General features: G+C 64.9%; 21 protein-coding genes and 1 riboswitch. Of the genes, 13 read left to right on the top strand and 8 right to left on the bottom strand.

Annotated features, from left to right (window positions below; genetic code table 11):
- Window positions 1-41 precede the first annotated feature (41 nt).
- The 3 genes from AC13FW_RS10115 to AC13FW_RS10105 are packed head-to-tail and all read left to right on the top strand — an operon-like array spanning window position 42 to window position 1,872.
- The gene (locus tag AC13FW_RS10115) at window positions 42-728 is read left to right on the top strand and encodes a YceI family protein (protein ID WP_482988962.1); all 687 of its coding nucleotides are present in this window, start codon (window positions 42-44) and stop codon (window positions 726-728) included.
- Window positions 725-1,303, top strand: a complete 579-nt coding sequence (locus tag AC13FW_RS10110) for a cytochrome b (protein ID WP_296249378.1) — start codon at window positions 725-727, stop codon at window positions 1,301-1,303. The genes AC13FW_RS10115 and AC13FW_RS10110 overlap by 4 nt, the downstream gene beginning before the upstream one ends.
- Window positions 1,300-1,872 carry a YceI family protein gene (locus tag AC13FW_RS10105; protein WP_296249376.1) on the top strand — a complete coding sequence of 191 codons (573 nt, stop codon included), beginning with the start codon at window positions 1,300-1,302 and terminating at the stop codon, window positions 1,870-1,872. The genes AC13FW_RS10110 and AC13FW_RS10105 overlap by 4 nt, the downstream gene beginning before the upstream one ends.
- A gap of 162 nt (window positions 1,873-2,034) precedes the next feature.
- On the opposite strand, the gene AC13FW_RS10100 is transcribed toward AC13FW_RS10105, so the two are convergent.
- Window positions 2,035-2,265 carry a glutaredoxin family protein gene (locus tag AC13FW_RS10100; protein WP_481534277.1) on the bottom strand — a complete coding sequence of 77 codons (231 nt, stop codon included), beginning with the start codon at window positions 2,263-2,265 and terminating at the stop codon, window positions 2,035-2,037.
- Between the two features lie 96 nt (window positions 2,266-2,361).
- On the opposite strand from AC13FW_RS10100, the gene AC13FW_RS10095 reads away from it, so the two are divergent.
- Both AC13FW_RS10095 and AC13FW_RS10090 read left to right on the top strand, forming a co-directional pair.
- Complete coding sequence (locus tag AC13FW_RS10095; RefSeq protein WP_296249371.1) at window positions 2,362-3,744, top strand: L-serine ammonia-lyase; 1,383 nt, start codon at window positions 2,362-2,364, stop codon at window positions 3,742-3,744.
- Between the two features lie 172 nt (window positions 3,745-3,916).
- Window positions 3,917-4,795 carry a hypothetical protein gene (locus AC13FW_RS10090; RefSeq protein ID WP_482988961.1) on the top strand — a complete coding sequence of 293 codons (879 nt, stop codon included), beginning with the start codon at window positions 3,917-3,919 and terminating at the stop codon, window positions 4,793-4,795.
- 4 nt (window positions 4,796-4,799) lie between these two features.
- Here the strand turns inward: AC13FW_RS10090 and rarD are convergent, their stop codons facing one another.
- From rarD to metX, 4 genes are all read right to left on the bottom strand, one after another.
- The gene (rarD, locus tag AC13FW_RS10085; protein WP_482987664.1) at window positions 4,800-5,681 is read right to left on the bottom strand and encodes an EamA family transporter RarD; all 882 of its coding nucleotides are present in this window, start codon (window positions 5,679-5,681) and stop codon (window positions 4,800-4,802) included.
- A 247-nt stretch (window positions 5,682-5,928) separates the two neighbouring features.
- Window positions 5,929-6,996 carry a homoserine dehydrogenase family protein gene (locus tag AC13FW_RS10080; protein WP_482987663.1) on the bottom strand — a complete coding sequence of 356 codons (1,068 nt, stop codon included), beginning with the start codon at window positions 6,994-6,996 and terminating at the stop codon, window positions 5,929-5,931.
- Entirely contained in the window at window positions 6,993-8,243 is a 1,251-nt protein-coding gene (locus AC13FW_RS10075; RefSeq protein ID WP_482988960.1) for an O-succinylhomoserine (thiol)-lyase, read from the bottom strand. Before AC13FW_RS10075 ends, AC13FW_RS10080 begins: the two co-directional genes overlap by 4 nt.
- Entirely contained in the window at window positions 8,240-9,268 is a 1,029-nt protein-coding gene (gene metX / locus AC13FW_RS10070) for a homoserine O-succinyltransferase MetX (protein ID WP_482988959.1), read from the bottom strand. Before metX ends, AC13FW_RS10075 begins: the two co-directional genes overlap by 4 nt.
- 71 nt (window positions 9,269-9,339) lie before the next feature.
- Window positions 9,340-9,459: riboswitch (SAM riboswitch) on the bottom strand.
- 116 nt (window positions 9,460-9,575) lie between these two features.
- On the opposite strand from metX, the gene AC13FW_RS10065 reads away from it, so the two are divergent.
- The 7 genes from AC13FW_RS10065 (at window position 9,576) to AC13FW_RS10035 (ending at window position 17,634) form a co-directional block, all read left to right on the top strand.
- Window positions 9,576-10,385: a M23 family metallopeptidase gene (locus tag AC13FW_RS10065; protein ID WP_482988958.1), complete on the top strand. Its 810-nt coding sequence runs from the start codon at window positions 9,576-9,578 to the stop codon at window positions 10,383-10,385.
- 75 nt (window positions 10,386-10,460) lie between these two features.
- Window positions 10,461-10,853, top strand: coding sequence for a GntR family transcriptional regulator (locus AC13FW_RS10060; protein WP_482988957.1), 393 nt, complete (start codon window positions 10,461-10,463; stop codon window positions 10,851-10,853).
- Window positions 10,850-11,758, top strand: a complete 909-nt coding sequence (locus AC13FW_RS10055; protein WP_482988956.1) for an ABC transporter ATP-binding protein — start codon at window positions 10,850-10,852, stop codon at window positions 11,756-11,758. The genes AC13FW_RS10060 and AC13FW_RS10055 overlap by 4 nt, the downstream gene beginning before the upstream one ends.
- On the top strand, window positions 11,755-13,125 hold the full coding sequence (locus tag AC13FW_RS10050; RefSeq protein WP_482988955.1) for a hypothetical protein: 1,371 nt from the start codon (window positions 11,755-11,757) through the stop codon (window positions 13,123-13,125). Before AC13FW_RS10055 ends, AC13FW_RS10050 begins: the two co-directional genes overlap by 4 nt.
- A gap of 95 nt (window positions 13,126-13,220) precedes the next feature.
- Window positions 13,221-14,825, top strand: a complete 1,605-nt coding sequence (locus AC13FW_RS10045) for a peptide chain release factor 3 (RefSeq protein WP_282265802.1) — start codon at window positions 13,221-13,223, stop codon at window positions 14,823-14,825.
- A gap of 84 nt (window positions 14,826-14,909) precedes the next feature.
- A complete protein-coding gene (gene trhA / locus AC13FW_RS10040) occupies window positions 14,910-15,545 on the top strand; it encodes a PAQR family membrane homeostasis protein TrhA (RefSeq protein ID WP_482988954.1) in 636 nt (211 codons plus the stop codon).
- Between the two features lie 118 nt (window positions 15,546-15,663).
- A complete protein-coding gene (locus tag AC13FW_RS10035) occupies window positions 15,664-17,634 on the top strand; it encodes an AsmA family protein (protein WP_482988953.1) in 1,971 nt (656 codons plus the stop codon).
- A gap of 11 nt (window positions 17,635-17,645) precedes the next feature.
- On the opposite strand, the gene AC13FW_RS10030 is transcribed toward AC13FW_RS10035, so the two are convergent.
- Genes AC13FW_RS10030 through mtgA form a run of 3 tightly spaced genes read right to left on the bottom strand, consistent with a single transcriptional unit; the run spans window position 17,646 to window position 19,842 of the window.
- Complete coding sequence (locus AC13FW_RS10030; protein WP_296252567.1) at window positions 17,646-18,077, bottom strand: CBS domain-containing protein; 432 nt, start codon at window positions 18,075-18,077, stop codon at window positions 17,646-17,648.
- Window positions 18,037-19,059, bottom strand: coding sequence for a glycosyltransferase family 2 protein (locus AC13FW_RS10025; RefSeq protein WP_482988952.1), 1,023 nt, complete (start codon window positions 19,057-19,059; stop codon window positions 18,037-18,039). Before AC13FW_RS10025 ends, AC13FW_RS10030 begins: the two co-directional genes overlap by 41 nt.
- A 27-nt stretch (window positions 19,060-19,086) precedes the next feature.
- Window positions 19,087-19,842, bottom strand: a complete 756-nt coding sequence (gene mtgA / locus AC13FW_RS10020; RefSeq protein ID WP_481533520.1) for a monofunctional biosynthetic peptidoglycan transglycosylase — start codon at window positions 19,840-19,842, stop codon at window positions 19,087-19,089.
- Between the two features lie 74 nt (window positions 19,843-19,916).
- Between mtgA and hslO the strand changes: the two genes are divergently transcribed.
- On the top strand, window positions 19,917-20,810 hold the full coding sequence (gene hslO, locus AC13FW_RS10015; RefSeq protein WP_482988951.1) for an Hsp33 family molecular chaperone HslO: 894 nt from the start codon (window positions 19,917-19,919) through the stop codon (window positions 20,808-20,810).
- Window positions 20,811-20,961: the final 151 nt, after the last annotated feature.

The following is a 20,961-nucleotide window of genomic DNA, read 5'->3' as shown; positions in this document are numbered from 1 at the left end:
GCATCCGCCTAGAATCCCCTATCCCGACCCGGAGCCGGACCTTGCTGCCACGCCTGCTACTGCTGACCTGCGGCCTGCTCTCCTTTGCCGCCACTGCTGCCAATGAGCGCTACCGGCTTGATCCCGTGCATACCCGGGTACTGTTCTCCATCGAGCATGCCGGCTTCTCGCATGCGCTGGGCACGGTCTCCGGCAGCGAGGGCGTACTCGACTTCGACCCGCAGGACTGGGCCAATGCCAGGCTCGACGTCGCCGTGCCGATCACCCGGCTGGACCTGGGCGATGACAAATGGAACCAGGCCACGCTGGCGCGCAACCTGCTCGATGGCGAGCGCTTCCCGCAGGCACGCTTTGTTTCCAGCCGGGTCGAGCCGATTGATGCCAACCACGCCCGGGTGTTCGGTCAATTGACACTGCGCGGGGTCAGCCGTGAAGTCGCGCTGGAGGTCACCCTCAATGCGCTCAAGCGCCATCCGTTGCCACCGTTCCGGCGCACCGCCGGGTTCTCGGCGACCACCACGCTCAGTCGCGCCGACTTTGGCATCAGCGCCTGGCCTTCGGTGATCGGCGACAAGGTCGAACTGCGCATCGAGGCCGAAGCCGTACGCGATGCCGGAGCCGAAGCACCGCCCGCCACCACCGAACCGATACCCGCGCCGGACAGCAGCCTCGAAGACGCCGCCGACGCAGCCCTGAAATCTGCAACAGAAACGGAAAAACACCCATGAGCCTTGAAAACACCGCGCAACGCTGGGGCAGCCTCAGCAAAAGCCTGCACTGGCTGATCGCCGTGCTGATCCTGGCCCTCGGCATCGTCGGCCTGACCATGGGCGAGTTCCCGAAGACGCCGAAGTACTTCTGGATCTACACCATGCACAAATCCATCGGCATCACCGTACTGGTGCTGGTGGTGGTTCGCCTGGGGTGGCGCCTGTATGCCGGCGCGCCGGAACCGGTGCCTGGCACCCCGAGCTGGCAGGAGCGCATTGCCTCGGCCACGCATTGGCTGCTGTACGTGCTGATGTTCGCCATCCCGTTGTCGGGTTGGTTGTACGACTCGGCCAGTGGCCTGCGTCCGTTCAAGCTGTTCGGGCTGGTCGAAATGCCCAAGCTGGTTGCCCCCAGCGAGCAGGCCAGCCAGTTCTCCCATGCCATCCACGAATGGGGCTTCTGGGCGCTGATCCTGCTGGTGCTGGCACATGCCGGTGCCGCGTTCTATCACCACATTCATCTACGCGATGCCACGCTGGCACGCATGCTGCCGCAAGGCTGGCTCAACCTTCCGCAAAAGGATTCCGCATGAACATCAAGCTCACCTCCCCCGCCGCTGTTGCCGCCGCCCTTGCCGGCATGCTCGCCGTCGCCCCGGCCATGGCCGCCGACTACCAGCAGGCCCCGGGCGCCGGCTCCATCCTCGTGTTTGCGACCAAATATGACGGCGAAGTGTTCACCGGCAGCTTCCCCGGCTTCCAGACCCAGGTCAGCTTTGACCCGGCCAATCCGGCTGCCGGCAAACTGGACGTGACCATCCCGCTGGTTGGTGCCAAGAGCGGCAATACCGATCGCGACTCCACCCTGCAGGGCGCGGATTTCTTCAACGTCGCACAGTTCGCCCAGGCCCGTTACACCGCCAACGGCTTCCGCGCGCTGGGCAACAACCAGTACGCCGCCGACGGCACGCTGGAGCTGCGCGGCGTCAGCAAGCCGGTGACGCTGACCTTCACCTGGGCAGCGGGCGCGCAGCCCGTGCTGACCGGCAAGGCCACGGTCAAGCGACTGGACTTCGGCGTGGGTGGTGGCGACTGGGCCGACACCAAGACCATCCCCAACGAAACCGCGATCAGCACCATCGTCAAGCTGAACGCCAAGTAAGACGTTGCCCTCGCCCCAACCCCTCTACCGCACGCGGGAGAGGGGAATGTAGTGCCTAGCCATGCTCGGCAAGGGCTTTCCCGGTAAACCCCAAGCATGTAATGCCGAGCCATGTTCGGCAGAGGCCTTCCCGGCAACGCCCCAGCCGAGCATGGCTCGGCACTACAGGTGTGGCGGCAACCACGCGACCAACACGGCCGCATCAAACGGCCACTCCAGCTCCCTGCCGCCCGCATCCCGCAATACCGGCACGCGCGCGCCGTACGCCGCCTCCAGCGCCGCATCGTCATCGATGAACACACTGTCGAACTCCGGCGCCCGCACCTGTGCCAGCACCGCCAGTGCCAGGTCACATAGATGGCAATCATCACGTTGGTAAAGGATCAATCCCACTTCGGCACCTGCGCAAGGAATGCTGCGCTGCAGACATGGCCTGCAGCAATGAACCCGTAGAATAGCGGCCATCTCAACGCAGTACGCAGAATCAGCATGTCCGTCAGTACGTTCGACCTGTTCAAGATCGGCATCGGCCCGAGTTCGTCACACACCGTTGGTCCGATGCGCGCGGCCGAGCGCTTCGTCCACCGCTGGCTGCTGGATCCGGGCCAGTTGGACAACACCGTGCGCATCCGCGCCGAGGTGTTCGGTTCGCTGGCCCTGACCGGCCGCGGCCATGGCACCGACAAGGCCGTACTGCTGGGCCTGGAAGGCAATCGCCCCAACGAGATCGACCCGGACATCATCCCGGCCACGCTGGAACGCATCCGCAGCAGCAAGCGCATCAAGTTGATGGGCCAGCGCGAGATCGCCTTCGACGAGAAGCGCGACCTGGCCCTGAACAAACGCCAGAAGCTGCCGTACCACACCAACGGCATGCGTTTCACCGCCTACGATGCCGACGACCAGATCATCGCCACCCGTGATTACTACTCGGTCGGTGGCGGCTTCGTGGTGAATGAGGATGATGCCGCCGATGACCGCATCGTGCCGGACCAGACGCCGATCCCCTACCCGTTCAAGAGCGGCGACGAGCTGCTGGCGCAGGCCGCGCGCAGCGGCCTGAGCATCGCCCAGATGATGTACGAGAACGAGAAGTGCTGGCGCAGCGAGGAAGAGATCCGCGCCGGCCTGCGCGAGATCTGGGACGCGATGCAGTCCTGCGTGACCCGCGGCATCCGTTCCGAAGGCACCTTGCCTGGTGGCCTGCATGTCAGCCGCCGTGCACCCACGCTGTACCGCGAACTGTCCTCGCGTCCCGAGGCCGCCATGCGCGACCCGCTGACCACGCTGGACTGGGTCAATCTGTACGCATTGGCGGTCAACGAGGAAAACGCCGCCGGTGGCCGTGTGGTCACCGCGCCCACCAACGGCGCAGCCGGCATCATTCCGTCGGTACTGCATTACTACGACCGCTTCTGCCCGGGCAGCAACGAGCAGGGCGTGTTCAACTTCCTGTTGACCGCTGCCGCCATTGGCATCCTGTACAAGGAAAACGCCTCGATCAGCGGCGCTGAAGTCGGTTGCCAGGGCGAAGTCGGCGTGGCCTGCTCGATGGCAGCCGGTGGCCTGATGGCGGCACTGGGCGGCAACCCCGGCCAGATCGAGAACGCCGCCGAAATCGGCATGGAGCACAACCTCGGCCTGACCTGCGACCCGATCGGCGGGCTGGTGCAGATCCCCTGCATCGAGCGCAACGCGATGGGCTCGGTGAAGGCGATCAATGCCAGCCGCATGGCCATGCGCGGCGACGGCAAGCACAAGGTCTCGCTGGACAAGGTGATCAAGACCATGCGCGACACCGGCCGCGACATGCAGGACAAGTACAAGGAAACCAGCCGTGGCGGCCTTGCCGTCAACGTCATCGAGTGCTGATCCACGCCAACGCAGGTGCCAGCCCATCCGGCGCTGGTACCTGCTGATGCTTCTGCCACGGTAGAAGCAACCGCCACGTCGTGAGCGGCTCCGCCATTGCCTGCGGCATCTTGCAATGGCGCGCGCGGGTACACCAGAATCGCCCATCACAATGCAGCTTCAGGGGAAGCAGATGCACGGCGGAAAGGAATCTGGCGAGCAGGCACCGCTACGACGCCCACGTACGGCAGCACGTACCGCAGCGCCCGGCAATGGCAGGGCAACCCTGATCAAGCTCGTGCTTGCTGCGGTAGTCCTGCTGTTGCTGGCGTACTACTTTGGCAATCGCAAGCCGGCTCCTCCAGCAACGGACACAGCCGCAGCAGCACCTGATGTCGCTGCAACTGCCACCGCTTCGCCGCACGCAGGCCCCGCAGCGCTGGTGATCCAGGGCGAGAAGTCCACGACGATGGCCAACATCGACGAGGCGCGGATGTCGGTACAGGAAGGCGGCAACGTGCTGCGCATCGAAGGCAGCGTAGGCCGGAACTTCGCCAACGAGATGAAGGCAATGCTGGATGCCAACCCCAGCGTGCGTCGCATCGATATCACCAGCGGTGGCGGCTATGCCAACCCGGGCCTGGAAGCAGCACGCCTGATCAACCGCAACAACCTTACGGTGCGGGTCCGCTCGCACTGCGCCAGCATGTGCGTGGCGCTTTGGGCCGCCGCCAACCAACGGCAGCTGGAGGCCGATGCGGTGATCGGCCTGCACCAATGGAATCCGCAGTGTGATGCACGTCCCGAGGAGGCGGAGCGCAAGGAGTGCCACTACCAGGTCCAGTTCGCTACCGAGCACAACTCCAGCTACAACGCGTGGCTGCGCGCTGCCGGCTTCAACCAGCGCCTGTTGAACCTGCAGACGCAGACCGCCTCCGAAGACATCGCGGTGCTGTTCGCCCCGCAGCTTTGGGAAAACGGTGTCGATTTCACCACCGTCGACAGCAACGGCACGCGCATGAGCCGTGAGGCAGTCATGAAGCACCTTGCCGCCAGGGCCAAGCGCGGCTGAGCACTCAGGCGCCGCGCCTGCCCAGCTTCAGCACGCCCTCCAGGGCCAACAGCGCCACCGCCAGCCAGATCGCCACATAGGTCGGCCACTGCCCGTGGCCTACGCTCTCGCCGAGCAGCAAGGCCGCCAGCATCAGCAGCACCGGCTCCACATAGGTAAGCAGACCAAACAGGCTGAACGACAGCATCTTCGAGGCCAGCATGTAGCACATCAACGCCACCGCGCTGATCGCCCCGAGCAGCGGGATCAAGGCGTACAGGGCGGGCTTCTGCGCCAACGCTGCCAGCAGTTGCTGGCCGTCACCAATCGCCGCCCAGAAGGCTACCGGCAGCAACAGCACCAGCTCCACCCAGAAACCACCCAGATGGCCAATGCGCAGATGCCGGCGCAGCAGGAAATAAGCCGGATAACCCAGCGCCACCAGCAGCATTTCCCAGGACAGGCCGTGGTTGCGCAGCAAGGCCCAGCCCACGCCCAGCGCGGCACTGGCCACCGCCAGTTTCTGCAGGACGGACAGACGCTCGCCATAGACCACGCGCCCGAGCAGCACCATCACCAGGGGCAGCAGGAAGTAACCCATCGATACCTGCAGCGCGCGGCCGTGCAACGGCGCCCACAGGAACAACCACAGCTGCACCCCAACCATGCCTGCGCACAGCGGCAACGCCCACCACAGCCGACGCTCAACCCGCAGGCGTCGCAGGGTATCGACAATCAGTGTCTTCTCGCCGCTCACATGCAGCATCAATGCCACCAACGGCACCGCGAACAACACGCGCCAGCCAAAGATGTCGCCACCCTGCAGCGGTGCCAGCTGCGGGCTGGCGTAGTACATCAGACCGAACAGCAGGGACGCTGCCAGCGAAACCAGAACACCTTTGGACACAGCACACCTGTCAGAGCAAGAAACCGGCAGCCTGCGGGCTGCACGGAATGGCAACGTTGGCGCCATGACGCCAATACCCCGGCATCATAAAGCCAGAACGTTGCAGCGCCAGTTTCGAAGGGCATGCTTGCCGCCGATCCGGAGTCTGCGCGAGTGCGAGCCGATACCAGTCCCCCCACTCCGCAGCAGCCGGGCTGGATCGGCAACGAATCGGCGTTGCAGCACGCAAAGGGTGCTGCAGCAACACTCAGCGATTGACGATGCCCAGTACATCGTCCAGCAAGGCTGCAGCTGTCACTTCGGCACCTGCGCCCGGCCCCTGGATCAGCAGCGGCTGGGCGTTGTATCGGTCACTATGGATCGCCACACGATTGTCAGTGCCGCTGCCGCCAGCCAGTGCATGGGATTGCGGCAGTGCACGCAGACCGACGCTTGCCCCCTGCGCATCCAGGCGGCCCACGAAGCACAGCTTCAGACCCTGCGCGCGTGCTTGCTGCAGGCGTTCGGCCAAGGGTGCGTCCAGCAGCGACAACGCGCCATCCACCTCTTCAGCGGACAGCACCGCCAATGCCGCCGGCACCAGCGAGTCGACCTTGATCTGATCGGCCTCCAGCGGCACGCCCGCTGCACGTGCAAGGATCAGCAGCTTGCGGCGTACATCTTCGCCGGACAGATCGATGCGCGGGTCCGGCTCCGTGTAACCGGCAGCGGCGGCTTCGCGCACGCAGGTCGAGAACGGCTGGCTGCCGTCATAACGGTCGAACAACCAGGCCAGCGAGCCAGACAGCACGCCTTCGATGGCATGCACGTGGTCACCACCGGCAACCAGAGCGCGAATGCTGCGCAACAGGGGCAGGCCCGCACCGACCGTTGCCGCGTCGCCGTAGCGGGAATTCCCGGTCGCAACCAAGGCGCCAATCTGCTGCGCGCGCGCCAAGGCCGTGCCATTACCCAGCTTGTTGGCCGTCACCACATGAATGCCCTGTGCCAACCACAGCGCATGGTCGGCAGCGACGGATTCGCTGGCGGTGGCATCCACCACGATGTCGCCAACACGCAGGCGCCCTACTTCCTCGCGATGCACCGGCTCATCGCCCTGCCGCTGCGCGTCACGCGCACGCGACAGCGCCGCATGCGGCGCATCTTCACAGGCGAGCGCGATGCGCGAATTGGCCACCACATGCAATGAAGGCAGGCTCAACTGTCGCTGTTGCAATGCCTGGTAGCGTGCAACAAACGCCGAGCCGACCGTACCGGTTCCCAACAACACCAGCCGCGCCTGCGGCTGTTCCAGCGGACGCAGGACCGCGCTCATGCATCCACCGTTTTTTTACAGGTGCCAGCGGACAGCTGCGCCTCGGCAATCACCTTGGCAGCGCGCTCAAGACCTGCGTGCAGGTCGGCGACCAGGTCCTCGCTGGATTCGATGCCCACCGACAGGCGCAGCAGGCACTCACTGATGCCAGCCGCAGCACGCGCATCGGCGCTCATCGCGGCATGGGTCATGGTCGCCGGATGCGCGACCAGGCTTTCCACGCCACCCAGCGATTCGGCCAGGGTGAAGTAATGCAGGCCATCCAGGAAGGCGCGCACCGCTGCATACGGATCGTCGCCCTGGCAGGCGGCCAGCTCGAACGAGAGCATCGCGCCGAAACCCTTCTGCTGGCGCGCCGCCACCGCATGGCCCGGATGCGACTCAAGGCCCGGGTAGTACACATTGGAAACTGCATCGCTGGCTGCCAGCAGCTCAACCACGGCACGGGTGTTTTCCTGGTGCACGCGCAGGCGCGCATCGAGGGTACGCAGGCCGCGCAACGTCAGGAAGGCATCGAACGGCGAACCGGTCAGGCCCAACGCATTGGCCCACCACACCAGCTGCTGGTGCACCTCGGCATCGCGTGCGATCACCGCTCCGCCGACCACGTCGCTGTGGCCGTTGACGTACTTGGTGGTCGAATGCAGCACCACGTCGGCACCGAAGGCGATCGGCGTCTGCAGCGCTGGCGACAGGAAGGTGTTGTCCACCACCACCTTGGCACCGGCCTTGTGCGCAGCCTCGATGACGAAGCGCAGATCAGTGATGCGCAGCAATGGATTGGACGGGGTTTCGATAAGCACCAGCTTCGGCGACTGCGCCAGCGCATCGGCCAGCGAGCGCGGATCGGTCAGGTCGGCGGTGATCAGCTCGAAGTGACCCTTCTTGGCCAGCGCATTGAACAGGCGCCAGCTGCCGCCGTAGGCATCGTGCGGCACCACCAGGCGCTCGCCCGGCTCCAGCAGGGCGTTCAACACCAGGTTGATCGCGCCCATGCCGGTGGCGGTGATCACCCCGCCGGCGCCCCCCTCCAGCTCGGCCAGTGCTTCGCCCAGCAGGTCGCGGGTCGGGTTGCCACTGCGGGTGTAGTCGTACTGGCGCTTGTTGCCGAAGCCATCGAAGCTGAAGTTGGACGACAGCACGATCGGCGGTGTCACCGCACCGTAGGCGGTATCGCGGTCGATGCCCGCACGCACAGCGGCAGTGGCCCGGCTACAGGAGATATCGGAAGTGTGGGACAGGCTCATGCGGTTTCTCCGGGCAGGCGTAGGGCAGTGGCGAGGATCGCGTCGATGCGATCGGTTTCTTTGAGGAAGGCGTCGTGGCCGTAAGGCGAGCGCAGCACACGCAGGCTGCCGCGCTGGCCCAGGCCTTCGACCAGCGCAACCAGGTCCGACAGCGGCACCAGCCGGTCACCTTCAACCGCGACCACCAGGGTCGGCACGCTGACCGCAGCCGGATCAACCCGGTGCAGATCGATGGATTCGGACAGACGCAGGTAGGCGTTGACGCGGGTGCGGGCGACGTACTGCGCGCCGGCTGCGTCGAGGTAATCCTCGGCGGCGACACGCACACGGCCATTGACCACTTCCGGTGGCGCATCGAAGCGCTCACCAAATTCTTCCGGGGTGCGGTAGCTGAGCATGGCGAACTGACGCGCCAATGCCAGACCGTGGCTCTCCGCGCACTGCAGCTGCCCCAGCGCGACCGCGCGGCGTTGCAGCGCGCGCCAGGCCGAGGCATACGGATGCGGGCGATGCGCACCGCTGACCGCGATCAGCTTGTGCAGGCGGCGCGGATGGCGGATCGCCAGCTGCAGGCCAACCAGGGCGCCATAGGAGTAGCCGACGAAGCCGTGCAGCTGTTCGATGCGCAGTGCGTCGAGCAGGACCGCGATGGCATCGGCCTGATCGGCGGTATCGATGGGTGCATCCAACTCGCCATCGGCGCCGATGAAGTCAAAACCAAGCAAGCGACGACACGCCGGATCCAATGCGCGGCCAGCGCCGACCAGACCTTCGGCCCAGCCTTTTTCGGCATAGCCCGCATTCGCAGCGAGATGACGGTGTGCGGAAATACCACCGGCGACCAGTACCACCGGTGCGTTGGCAGCGCCCACCAGCTCGTAGCGCAGGCGCAGCGCACGCTGACCTGCGTGGCGCATGCGCAGCTGCACCTCGATCTCGCCACGCACAGCGGTAACGCCGCTGTCGGCACGGTCGATGAGAGCGATGGGGGCAAGCTGGACTGCGGTAGCGGTGGCGAAACTCATGGCGGTATCCGATAAGGAGCGGCCATCGAGCTTTCGCGGAGCTCGTGTTCGCCGTACACACGGTACGGAACGAACCATCTTTCGGCGGACACGGAGGTCACCGCAGGATTTGGCACCAAACGCAGCCGCTTGCGCGTCCGCTGGTTGCCCCGGCTTCAAAGGGCCTGTCCCTCTGCCGGTCTCGATGGTGACGCTACATTGCCAGCCCCCTTTCCGCCTGTCAATCGCTTTATTCGCATAAAGAGATGAATAAGTTTCCAGGGCAACCAAACAGGCACAATCAGGCGCTGCACCAAGGACCCTGACTGTGCCCCGAACCATTCCTGTACTGCTGTCGTTGGCACTGCTATGTGCCAGCGACGCCGAAGCCAGCCCAAGCAGCCGCTGGCGTGAGGCCTGGAGGCTGCCTGCGGCACCGACGCCTGCCGTGGCGGCGTCCAGCTCGGACGCCTTCGCCAGCCTGCAGCTGCAGGCACGTGCAGGCGGACGCAGCGCCGTGGTCAGCAATCTGACCGCTGGTCCGGTACAGGTCCGCCTGCGCAGCGATAGCCGGGCACCTGCCGCCACCCTATTGGCCGCGGGTGAGAAGCGCAGCCTGTTATGGCTGGAAGATGATGGCAATCCACTGCGCCTGGCCCTGGATGCGTTTCCTGGCGACCCGGCAGCGCAACCGCAGGATCATCTCTATCTATTGCCACTGCAGAGCGCCAGCATCCGGGTCAGCCAGGCCTTCGCCGGGCATTACAGCCACACCGACCCACAGAACCTGTACGCGGTGGATTTCCCTGTACCCGAAAGCACGCCAGTGCTGGCCGCACGTGCCGGCCGGGTGATGCAGGTAGTGGACAGCCAGGAGCAAGGCAGCCTGCTGCGCATCCTGCACAGCGACGGCAGCATGGCCCTGTACGCCCATCTGCAGGCTGGCAGCGCCAAGGTCCGCCTCGGGCAGAGCGTGGCTGTCGGGCAAGCCATCGCCCTGTCCGGCAACACCGGCCACAGCAGCGGCCCGCACCTGCATTTCGTCATTCAGGCCAATACCGGGCTGGCATTGCGCTCTATCCCGTTCCGCATGGGCAGCGCGCGCGGCGAGCTGAAGTTTCCCCGCCAAATTCCCTGAACCATTGAGCCCCTGGGTGGCACGGCAGACAGGAAAGGCTTGACAAACATCAAGTGTATTGATGTATTGATACACATGGACGCAAAAGCACTGCACATAGCCCCGCAAGCGGCCGAGCCGATCTACCGGCAGATCGCCGAACAGCTGCGACGAATGATCAGCGCCGGGCAACTGCCGGCAGGAACCCTGCTGCCTTCCGTACGTGAAGTGGCATCTGCGCATGCAATCAACCCCATGACGGTATCCCGCGCCTACAGCCAACTGGAAACCGAAGGATTGCTGGAACGACTGCGCGGCAAGGGTATGGCGGTCGCCAGTCGGCGTTCTGGTGGCGACAGCCTCGAACAGCGCCTGCTGCAGGCCGACCCCCTGCTGCAGGAACTGGCCCGCCACTGCATGCAACTGGAACTCCCCACCGACCGCGTCCTGGCGCGGCTGCAGCAACTGCTCGAAAAGGAACCGACATGAATGTGTTGACCCAACCCACCGGCGCCTACGCGCTTGATCTGTCCATGCCATTGCAGGCCCACGCATTGCAGCTCCGTTATGGCAAGCACGAGGTACTGCGTGATGTCAGCCTGCAACTGCCACGTGGCCAGGTACTGGGCCTGATCGGCCGCAACGGCGCTGGTAAAAGCAGCCTGATCGGCTGCATGCTCGGTTTGCTGCAACCGCAATCGGGCCAGGCAATGGTGATGGGTGCCCCGGCACTCGACATGGACGATGCACGAAAAATGCGCGTTGCGTATGTCCCGCAGCAGCCGCAATCGTTCGCGTGGATGAAGATTGGACAACTGTTCTCGTACCTGGGCCAGTTGTATCCCAGTTGGGACCGCAGTTACGCCAATACGCTGCTCAAACGATGGGAACTGGATCCCGACCGCAGTATCGCGAAATTGTCGCCGGGCCAGGCCCAGCGCCTGGCGCTGATCCGGGCACTGGCTCCACGCCCTGCATTGCTGGTGCTCGATGAACCCGCATCCGCGCTGGACCCCATCGCACGCCGGGAGTTGATGCGCGACATCATCGAGCAGGCCATCGACAACGAGGCCACGGTGCTGTTTTCCAGCCACATCATCAGCGACCTGGAACGCGTCGCCTCGCATGTCGCGCTGCTTCACCGTGGCAGGATCATGCTCAACCAGCCATTGGACGAATTGAAGGAGCGGATCGTCCGCCTGCTGTTGCCGGCCGTCGTGGCTGAGAGCCTGCCGCAGTGCCTGCCGGGCGAACTGCTGCGCCGCCAGCTCAACGACGGCACACTCAGCCTCCTGATCGACAGGCAGAACCTGCCAGGTGAGTTTCTGCTGATAGACGGACTGCGCGTGGACCGCATGGGGCTTGAAGATCTGTTCATCGAGATCGCCGAATGAACGCCACCCTGCAGACCACTCCGGCGGCACGCCCGTGGACGACGCTCCGCACGGTGCTGGCCTCCGCCAGCTGGACCAACCTGCTGCTCGGCCTTGGCTGGCTGCTTGCACTGGCGCTACCGCTGCTTGGCAGCGGCTTGACCAAGGCATTTCCGCTGCACCTGGCGCTGTGCGCATGCACAGTACTGTTCTGGGCAATGCTGGGCGGTGGTCGCCTGATCGGTACGACCCTGCTGGCATCCCGGCTGCGATTGCCCAATATTGCGCAACAGGCATTTCGACAGGTTGCGATGGCCCTGTTGCTGGGTGTACTGGTCCCGACGGGACTGATGGCCGCGGTTGGCGACACGCAGGTAGCGCTCAACCTGCTTGTACTGCTCAACGCTCTGCTGCTGGGCCTGGCCTGGGTGTCCATGCCTCCCTGGATCGTCTGGGTATTGCTGCCGCTGGGCTACGCCCTGGATTGGCTGTTGGAGCGTACCGACAACGCGTGGAGCACGATCAGCAACACCCCGCTGTTGAGCCTCACGGCTACCGCTACCTTGCTGCTGCTGGCTGTCGCCGTTTTCTGCTGGGGGATGCGAAAGCAACCCGCAAGCACGCAATGGACTACCTCGATCGCACTGTTGTTGAGCCAGGACCGCCTGAGCCGCAGCGACGACACCTCGGCACAGGCCCTGTTCGGCGAAGGCACGCCGGTCGGCCATGAGCTGCGCCGCCACACCGACCAGGCGCTTTCGATCGCGCTTGGCCCTGGCTTCGGCCGCCCCACCGCCCGAAGCTGGCTGCGCGGCCAACTGCCCATCCTCGGTGTCGCAATACTGTGGCTGCTGATGAACAAACAGGATGTCGCCAGCACGGCACTGCTGTTCATTCCGCTTCTGGTGGTGGTCGTCGCGTTTCCGCCGATGATGCGACTGCATACGCTGGTGCGCCGCCCCGCACAGGGCCTGCACGAGCCGGCCCTGCTGCCAGGCCTTCCACGACGCCCGGCCAAGGCCTTGGCCAACCAGTTGGGCCGACAGATGCTGCTGCGTGCAGCCCCGGCGATCTTGGTGCTGGCAGCTACCGCTGCATTGCTTGGAGCCGGCAGGAACTATGCCCTGGTACTGCTCTGGAGTTGCACCAGCGCGTTGCTCTGGCTGCATGCGACCAGCTTGTTCGCCCTGCAGGGTCGCCTCGGTCGCGCCCTGCAGACCGCCCTGATGGTGGTGCTTCCGGTCGCACTGGTGGCGACCGCTCTGCCACGACCGGCGCCAGCCTGGCTGCTGTCTGCATGGTCAATCGCAATGCTGGGAGGAGCACTGGCCTCCGCCCTCGCCCTCCGTTGGCTGGGCAGGCGCGCCCATCCCTGGCTGCAGAACTGAACCGATCCGCCCACGGCGCCCCGCAGCCGTGGGCGGCGGACAGGTATAATCACCGGTTCATTCGTTTCTGATGCGCCCGGGCGGGCGCCCCTGCCATGTCCGAAGTCGCCACCGAAGCCGCGCGCCGCCGCACCTTCGCCATCATTTCCCATCCTGACGCCGGCAAGACCACGCTGACCGAAAAGCTGTTGCTGTTCGGGGGCGCGATCCAGATGGCCGGCTCGGTCAAGGGCCGCAAGGCAGCGCGCCACGCCACCTCGGACTGGATGGCGCTGGAAAAGGAACGCGGCATCTCGGTCACTTCGTCGGTGATGCAGTTCCCGTACGAAGGCAAGATCGTCAACCTGCTCGACACCCCCGGCCACGCCGACTTCGGCGAGGACACCTACCGCGTGCTCACCGCGGTGGACTCGGCGCTGATGGTGATCGACGTGGCCAAGGGCGTGGAAGAACGCACCATCAAGCTGATGGAAGTCTGCCGCCTGCGCGACACCCCGATCATGACCTTCATCAACAAGCTCGACCGCGAGGGCAAGGACCCGATCGAGCTGCTGGACGAAGTGGAAACCGTGCTCGGCATCCAGTGCGCGCCGGTGACCTGGCCGATCGGCATGGGCCAGCGCCTGAAGGGCGTGGTGCACCTGCTTACCGGCGAAGTGCACCTGTACGAACAGGGCCGCAACTTCACCCGCCAGGACTCGACCATCTTCCCGTCGCTGGACTCCCCCGGCCTGGCCGAGAAGATCGGCGAGAAGATGCTGGCCGACCTGCGCGACGAACTGGAACTGGTGCAGGGCGCCAGCCACCCGTTCGACGTCGAGGCCTACCTGGCTGGCAAGCAGACGCCGGTGTTCTTCGGTTCGGGCGTCAACAACTTCGGCGTGCAGCCGCTGCTGGACTTCTTCGTCGAGCACGCACCGGCACCGCAGACCCGCGCGACCACCGGCCGCGACATCGCCCCGCAGGAAGACAAACTGACCGGCTTCGTGTTCAAGATCCAGGCCAACATGGACCCGCAGCACCGCGACCGTGTCGCCTTCATGCGCGTGTGCTCGGGCAAGTTCACCGCAGGCATGAAGACCTTCCATGTGCGTACCGGCAAGGAAATGAAGCTGGCCAACGCGCTGACTTTCATGGCCAGCGACCGCGAGATTGCCGCCGAGGCATGGCCGGGCGATGTGATCGGCATCCACAACCACGGCACCATCTCCATCGGTGACACCTTCACCGAAGGCGAAGCGGTTACCTTCACCGGCATCCCCAACTTCGCCCCGGAACTGTTCCGCCGTGCCCGTTTGAAGGATCCGCTCAAGCTCAAGCAGCTGCAGAAGGGCCTGGCGCAGCTGTCGGAAGAAGGCGCCACCCAGTTCTTCCGCCCGCTGATGAGCAACGACCTCATCCTCGGCGCGGTCGGCGTGCTGCAGTTCGACGTGGCCGCTTACCGGCTGAAGGACGAGTACGGCGTGGAAGCGGTGTTCGAGCCGGTCTCGGTCAATACCGCACGTTGGATCAGCTGCAGCAATGCGAAGAAGCTGGAAGAGTTCCGCGAGAAGAACGCCAGCAACCTCAGCATCGATGCCGCCGGGCACCTGGTCTATCTGGCACCGACCCGGGTCAACCTGCAGTTGGCCCAGGAACGCGCGCCAGACGTACGTTTCTCCGCCACGCGTGAGGCCGCGCACACGGTTTCGGTCGCCTAAGTCCGATGGCGGCGTGCACACGCCGCCGTTCGGGGTGATGATAGCGGGCACCGGGCCTCCCCCCAGCCCGCGCCCTCATTGCCCATGACTGCAACCGTTGCATCGATCCGCGAAGAAGTCGCCAGCGCCCTCACCCACGGTCTGGGCGCAGTCAGCGCATTGGCTGGCGGCGCTGTACTCATCACCCTCGCCGCGATCTATGGTGATGGCTGGCAGCTGGCCAGCGCGATTGTCTTTGGCGTCGCACTGTTGCTGCTGTACACCGCCTCCACCCTGTACCACGCCATCCAGCACCCGGTGGCCAAGGGCCGGCTGAAGATCTTCGACCACTGCGCGATCTACATCCTGATCGCCGGCACCTATACGCCGTTCACCCTGATCGGCCTGCGCGGCCCCTGGGGCTGGGGACTGTTCTCCGCGATCTGGGCGCTGGCCGTCTTCGGCGTCATCTTCAAGCTGTTCTACACCGGCCGCTTCAAGAAGCTTTCCACCGCGATCTATATCGCGATGGGCTGGCTGGTCATCGTCGCGATCAAGCCCATGTGGGCCTCGCTTGATGGCTGGACCTTGAGCTGGCTGTTCGGCGGCGGCGTGTTCTACACCCTGGGCACCGTGTTCTATCACCGCGAGCAGCTGCCCTATTCGCACGCGATCTGGCACCTGTTCGTCATCGCTGGCAGCGTCTGCCACTTCATCTCGGTGACCGCGCAGATCCTGTAAACGCAACAGATCCGCCATACCCACCGGAATTCCCGGCAACATCCTGGCAACACCGTGTTCACATCGCGCCAATGCCCGATTCGCGCGGCGTGAACACGGAGCACGCCACGATGGCGACGTGACTACTTCTCCGCCCCCGGCCACGCCAGCAGCGTCGCGCTGGCGACTGCAACACCCCGGCAAGCGCGGCCAACGCTGGCTGATTGCCGCTGCGGCGGTGCTGATCGCAATCCTCGCACTGATCCTGCTGTGGGACTGGAACTGGTTCAAAGGCCCGCTCGAACGTGCCGTACAGGCCCGCACCGGCCGCGCCCTGCAGATCGGCAACCTGGATGTAGACCTGGGCCGCACCACCACCGTTCGTGGCGACGACATCCGTTTTGCCAATGCCAGCTGGGCAAAACAACCGCAGATGGCCAGCGCTGATCGTGTTGAATTGGACATCCGCATCTGGCCACTACTGCGTGGCAGCGTGCAGATTCCAGAGATACGCCTGAGCCGCCCCGAGGTGCTGCTGCAGACCGCCCCGCGCAAGGGCGAGCCCGGCAACTGGGACTTCCTCGGCGATGGTGGTGGCGAACCGCCGCAACTCAAACGCCTGCATATCACCGACGGCAAGCTGCACTTCCTCGACGAACCCGGGCGCACCACGGTTGATGTGACGGTCCACAGCGGCACCCCGAAACAGGCAGACGTCGCACCTCCCGTGCTGATCGAAGGCAAGGGCCGCTGGCAAGGTGCTGCGTTCACCCTGAAAGGCGGCACGGAATCGCCATTGGAACTCAGCAACAGCGAGCACCCGTTCCGCATCCACCTCGATGCCCGTGCTGGCGCCACCCACGCCATCGCAAGCGGCACGCTGACCAACCCCTTCCAGTTCCAAGTGTTCGACCTGCAGTTCCAGCTAAGCGGGCAGGATCTGGAAGACCTCTATCCGCTGATCGGCATCGCCATTCCTTCGTCGCCGCCGTACCGGCTGGACGGGCGACTGAAGCGCGAATACCAGCGCTGGCACTACGAGAAGTTCAGTGGGCGCGTTGGTGACAGCGACCTGGCTGGCGATGTGGAAATCGATGTCGCCGGCGAGCGCCCCCGGCTGACCGCCGACCTGCTGTCAAAACGGTTGGATTTCGACGACCTCGCCGGCTTCCTCGGCGCACCTCCGAAGACCGACGGCGATGAATCCGCCAACGCCGAACAGAAGGCCGAAGCCGCGCAACTCGCCGCAAAGCCCACGGTATTGCCGGACACCCCCTACAACCTGGGCAAGCTGCGTGCGATGGACGCCGATGTGCGCTGGAAGGCACAACACATCAACGCGCCCAAACTGCCATTGGACGACATGGACGCACGTCTGTTGCTGGACGACGGGCTACTGCGGCTGGAGCCGCTCAACTTCGGCGTGGCCGGTGGCGACATCCGCAGCACCGTCCGCATGGATGCGCGCCGCCCGCAGATCAGCACCACGCTCACTGCCAGCCTGCGCGGAGTCCAGCTCGGTCAATTGTTCCCCGATGCAAAACTGGCCGAGCAGGCATCCGGCGGCATCGGTGGCGACATCCGCCTGAGCGGCAACGGCAACTCGATCGCCGCGATGCTGGGCAGCAGCAATGGCGATATCGCGCTGGGCATGGGCCGTGGCCACATCGGCAACCTGCTGATGGAGCTGGCCGGGCTGGATGTAGCCGAGTCGCTGAAGTTCCTCTTCACCGGCGACAAGCAGATTCCATTGCGCTGCGCCTTCGGCGACTTCGGCGTGCGCAACGGCCTGATGCAGTCGCGCGCGCTGGCCTTCGACACCACCGACACCCTGGTTGTCGGCGAAGGCACGATCAACCTCAAGCAGGAGCAATTGGATCTATTGCTGCGCCCACGCCCCAAGGACGTGAGCATCCTCGCCCTGCGCTCGCCGCTGCGCATCGGCGGCAGCTTCAAGGATCCGTCCTTCCGCCCGGACTTCAAGGCGTTGGGCCTGCGCGGCGCGATCGCCCTGACCCTGGCCAGCATTGCCCCGCCCGCAGCCCTGCTGGCCACGATTGAAACCGGACCTGGCAAGGATGCGCAGTGTGGCGGGCGCTACGCTAGGTAGCGCCGACAGGTTCAGGTGCCGGTGATGTATTGCTGCAGCTGGCCCAGCTCAAGGCGCTGGGCCTCGATCACCGACTTGACCAGGTCGCCGATCGAGATCACGCCTACCACTTCATCACCGTCCACCACCGGCAGATGGCGGATGCGTCGATTCGTCACCAGTTCCAGGCACTGTTCGACCGTCACCGACGGTGCCACCGTGACCAGCTCGGCGGTCATGATCTCGCGCACAGGTGTGGTGGCCGAAGAACGGTCCATCAACACGATCTTGCGTGCGTAGTCACGCTCGGAAAGTATGCCGACAAGCGTGCGTCCATCCATCACCAGCACGGCGCCGATGCCTTTCTCGGCCATCAGGCGGATCGCCTGCACCACCGCCACATCCGGCGGTACGGCGTGGATCTCAGGGGACTTGGCCCCTAGCAACTGTCGAACGGTCTGCATGGCGTTCTCCTGCGCTGGCGGATGGGGCAGATACTGCCACGTTCGCCGGCTGCCAGGTATCAACCAGGTACAAGGGCCGCTGCTTGGCCTCCATGTACATCCTTCCCAGGTATTCGCCGATCAAGCCCAGTGCGATCAGCTGCACCCCGCCCAGGAACAGGATCACCGCCATCATCGTCGGCCAGCCAGCAACCCGGTCGCCGTACAGGGCCGCCTTGCCGATCACCCATATCGCAAAGCCAAATGCACCCGCAGCGGTGAACAGCCCCAGATAGGTCGCCACCCGCAATGGCGCAGTGGAGAAGCTGGTGATGCCTTCCAACGCGAAGTTCCACAACTTCCAGAAGCCGAACTTGCTGTTGCCGGCCAAACGCGGCTCACGCCGATAAGGCAGCGCGACCCGGTTGTAGCCGACCCAGCCGAACAGGCCTTTCATGAAACGGTGGCGCTCGCGCAGCTGCCGCAAGCCGGCCAGCGCGCGCGGCGAAAGCAGACGGAAGTCACCGGTATCGGCCGGAATCGGTGTTTTCGACAGACGCCCCATCACACGGTAGAAAGCCGCTGCAGTAAACCGCTTCAGCCAGCCGTCACCGCCACGCTCCAGGCGCGTGCCGTAGACATCGTCATACCCCTGCTGCCACAGCGCGACGAACTGCGGAATCATTTCTGGCGGATCCTGGCCATCGGCATCAAGCAGGATCACCGCACCTTCGTCCACAAAGTCCAGCCCTGCGGTCAAGGCGATTTCCTTGCCGAAATTACGCGACAAGCGCAGCGCCGAGACCCGCGGCTCCTGCGCCGCCAGTTGTTGCATCACTGCCCAGGTCGCATCGCTACTGCCGTCATCGACATACAGAATGCGACCATCGACATTCCCATCCAGCGCCTGCAGCTGCGCACACAAGCGCGGATGCAGCTGCGGCAACGCCTCCTGCTCGTTGAAAGCGGTGATCAGCAGGGTCAGGCGTTCTGGCGTATTCATCGGCGAAGTCTAACAACAGCGATGGGATCAATTGCCGTCGTCGACATAATCCGCCCCACCCAGCTGGCGCGCCTGCCGTTGGATCCAGGCGGCCCGGCGCTGCACATACGGCCCAGGCTTGGCAGCGTTGTAACGCCGCGGCGACGGCAACACCGCCGCCAACCTCGCGCTTTCCGCCGGACTCAGGCGCGCGGCATCCTTGCCCCAATAAGCGCGCGATGCCGCCTGCACCCCATAGATGCCGTCACCGAACTCGGCCACGTTGGCGTACATCTCGATGATCCGCTGCTTCGGCCATAGCGCTTCGATCAACACCGTGTACCAGACCTCCAGGCCTTTACGCAGCCAACTGCGCCCCTGCCACAGGAACACGTTCTTTGCCGTCTGCTGACTGATCGTACTGGCGCCGCGCAGACGTCCACCGCGTTCGTTGTGCTTGCGCGCCTTTTCAATGGCCTGCAGGTCGAAACCGTTGTGTTCCGGGAAACGCTGGTCCTCGGCCGCCACCAGGGAAATAGGCACGCTGCGTGCCATCTGGTCCAGGTCACGCCATTGGTAGCGGATGCGGAACTTCCAGTCCCCCTGCCCCAGTGCCTCCATCTGCCGGAACACCATCACCGTGGAAAACGGCGGATCGACGAAGCGCAGTACCACCACCTGCACTACGCTGAACGCTGCAAACACCACCGGCGCCCACAGCAAGCGCCGCAACCAGCGCTTCCGGCGCCCTGCCTTTGTCCCTGATTCCTGCTCCACCTTGAGCTCGGCCTGCTCCGCCCCCATTGATATCCACCTTGCAAGACCTTTTGTCCGGCGCATTATCCGGCACCGGCCCCACCTCGCGTAGATCCAGCCCCATGACCGACACTTCCGACCTGCTTGTCCGCTTCCTCCTGCCCGCCGCCGGTGTGCGCGGCGTCCATGTCCGGCTGGGCCAGAGCTGGCGCGAAATTCTGTCCCATGGCGACTACCCGGCCGCCGCCACCAGCCTGCTCGGCGAAGCCAGCGTGGCCTCTGCGCTGTTCACCGGGCACACCAAGGTGGATGGACGGCTGTCCATTCAGCTTCGCAGCAGCACCGCACTGCGCGCGCTGTTCAGCGAATGCACCTCGGCCGGCACCCTGCGTGGCATCGCCCAGCTGAACGACGGCGAAGACGCGCCGTCCAGCCTGAGCGCCCTTGGCGAGGATGCCCTGCTCGCCATCACCATCGAGAACCCCGGCCTGGACCCGCGCGAACCGCAGCGCTACCAGAGCCTGGTCGCACTGACCGGCGACAGCCTGGACGAGGCATTCGAGGATTACTTCCGCCACTCCGAACAGCTGCCGACGCGCCTGTTGCTTGCCAGCGACGGCGAGCACGCCGCCGGCCTGCTGCTGCAGAAACTGCCGGGTGACGAGGGTGACGAGGATGGCTGGGTTCGCGCAGGCGCCTTGTTTGACACCCTCGGCCGCGACGAGCTGCTGGCCCTGCCGGGCAGCGAACTGCTGCACCGCCTGTTCCATGAAGAGAACCCGCAACTGGTCGGCGACAAGGCCCTGAGCTTTGGCTGCTCCTGCTCCCGCGAACGGGTCAGCGCCATGCTGCAGTCGCTTGGCGAGGAGGAAGCCCGGGCCGCCGCCGAGCCCACCGGGCAGGTCGAGGTACGCTGCGAGTTCTGCGGTCAGGAATATCACTTCCCATTAGCAGAATTCGGCGTATTGTTCAGTTCCACACCGGCCAACCAGCCCGCTCCCGAGCGGCTGCAATAAGGGTCCAACGAGTTACGTTCTGGGGAGGGCGAAGACTTGTTAAGAAACCATAAACCGCATAGGATCAAGAACTCACGCGCCGGGAACTTCCTGGCGCACACGGGGTCTTACTGAGTCCATGAACGCCTTACTGCGCCTACCGCTTGCCCTG

The sequence above is a fragment of the Stenotrophomonas sp. 21LCFQ19 genome, from assembly GCF_056861425.1.
The sequence above is the reverse complement of the archived record's forward strand: the minus strand, read 5'-3'. Positions and strand labels throughout refer to the sequence as shown.

What these genes read in the sequence shown, in the direction of transcription:
- AC13FW_RS10105 (WP_296249376.1), top strand. Translation starts at nt 1,300, where the DNA reads ATGAACATCAAGCTCACCTCCCCCGCCGCTGTTGCCGCCGCCCTTGCC.
- AC13FW_RS10055 (WP_482988956.1), top strand. Translation starts at nt 10,850, where the DNA reads ATGAATGTGTTGACCCAACCCACCGGCGCCTACGCGCTTGATCTGTCC.
- AC13FW_RS10110 (WP_296249378.1), top strand. Translation starts at nt 725, where the DNA reads ATGAGCCTTGAAAACACCGCGCAACGCTGGGGCAGCCTCAGCAAAAGC.
- AC13FW_RS10045 (WP_282265802.1), top strand. Translation starts at nt 13,221, where the DNA reads ATGTCCGAAGTCGCCACCGAAGCCGCGCGCCGCCGCACCTTCGCCATC.
- mtgA (WP_481533520.1), bottom strand. Translation starts at nt 19,842, where the DNA reads ATGGGGGCGGAGCAGGCCGAGCTCAAGGTGGAGCAGGAATCAGGGACA.
- trhA (WP_482988954.1), top strand. Translation starts at nt 14,910, where the DNA reads ATGACTGCAACCGTTGCATCGATCCGCGAAGAAGTCGCCAGCGCCCTC.
- AC13FW_RS10050 (WP_482988955.1), top strand. Translation starts at nt 11,755, where the DNA reads ATGAACGCCACCCTGCAGACCACTCCGGCGGCACGCCCGTGGACGACG.
- hslO (WP_482988951.1), top strand. Translation starts at nt 19,917, where the DNA reads ATGACCGACACTTCCGACCTGCTTGTCCGCTTCCTCCTGCCCGCCGCC.
- AC13FW_RS10090 (WP_482988961.1), top strand. Translation starts at nt 3,917, where the DNA reads ATGCACGGCGGAAAGGAATCTGGCGAGCAGGCACCGCTACGACGCCCA.
- AC13FW_RS10060 (WP_482988957.1), top strand. Translation starts at nt 10,461, where the DNA reads ATGGACGCAAAAGCACTGCACATAGCCCCGCAAGCGGCCGAGCCGATC.
- AC13FW_RS10030 (WP_296252567.1), bottom strand. Translation starts at nt 18,077, where the DNA reads ATGCAGACCGTTCGACAGTTGCTAGGGGCCAAGTCCCCTGAGATCCAC.
- AC13FW_RS10095 (WP_296249371.1), top strand. Translation starts at nt 2,362, where the DNA reads ATGTCCGTCAGTACGTTCGACCTGTTCAAGATCGGCATCGGCCCGAGT.
- metX (WP_482988959.1), bottom strand. Translation starts at nt 9,268, where the DNA reads ATGAGTTTCGCCACCGCTACCGCAGTCCAGCTTGCCCCCATCGCTCTC.
- AC13FW_RS10080 (WP_482987663.1), bottom strand. Translation starts at nt 6,996, where the DNA reads ATGAGCGCGGTCCTGCGTCCGCTGGAACAGCCGCAGGCGCGGCTGGTG.
- AC13FW_RS10075 (WP_482988960.1), bottom strand. Translation starts at nt 8,243, where the DNA reads ATGAGCCTGTCCCACACTTCCGATATCTCCTGTAGCCGGGCCACTGCC.
- AC13FW_RS10025 (WP_482988952.1), bottom strand. Translation starts at nt 19,059, where the DNA reads ATGAATACGCCAGAACGCCTGACCCTGCTGATCACCGCTTTCAACGAG.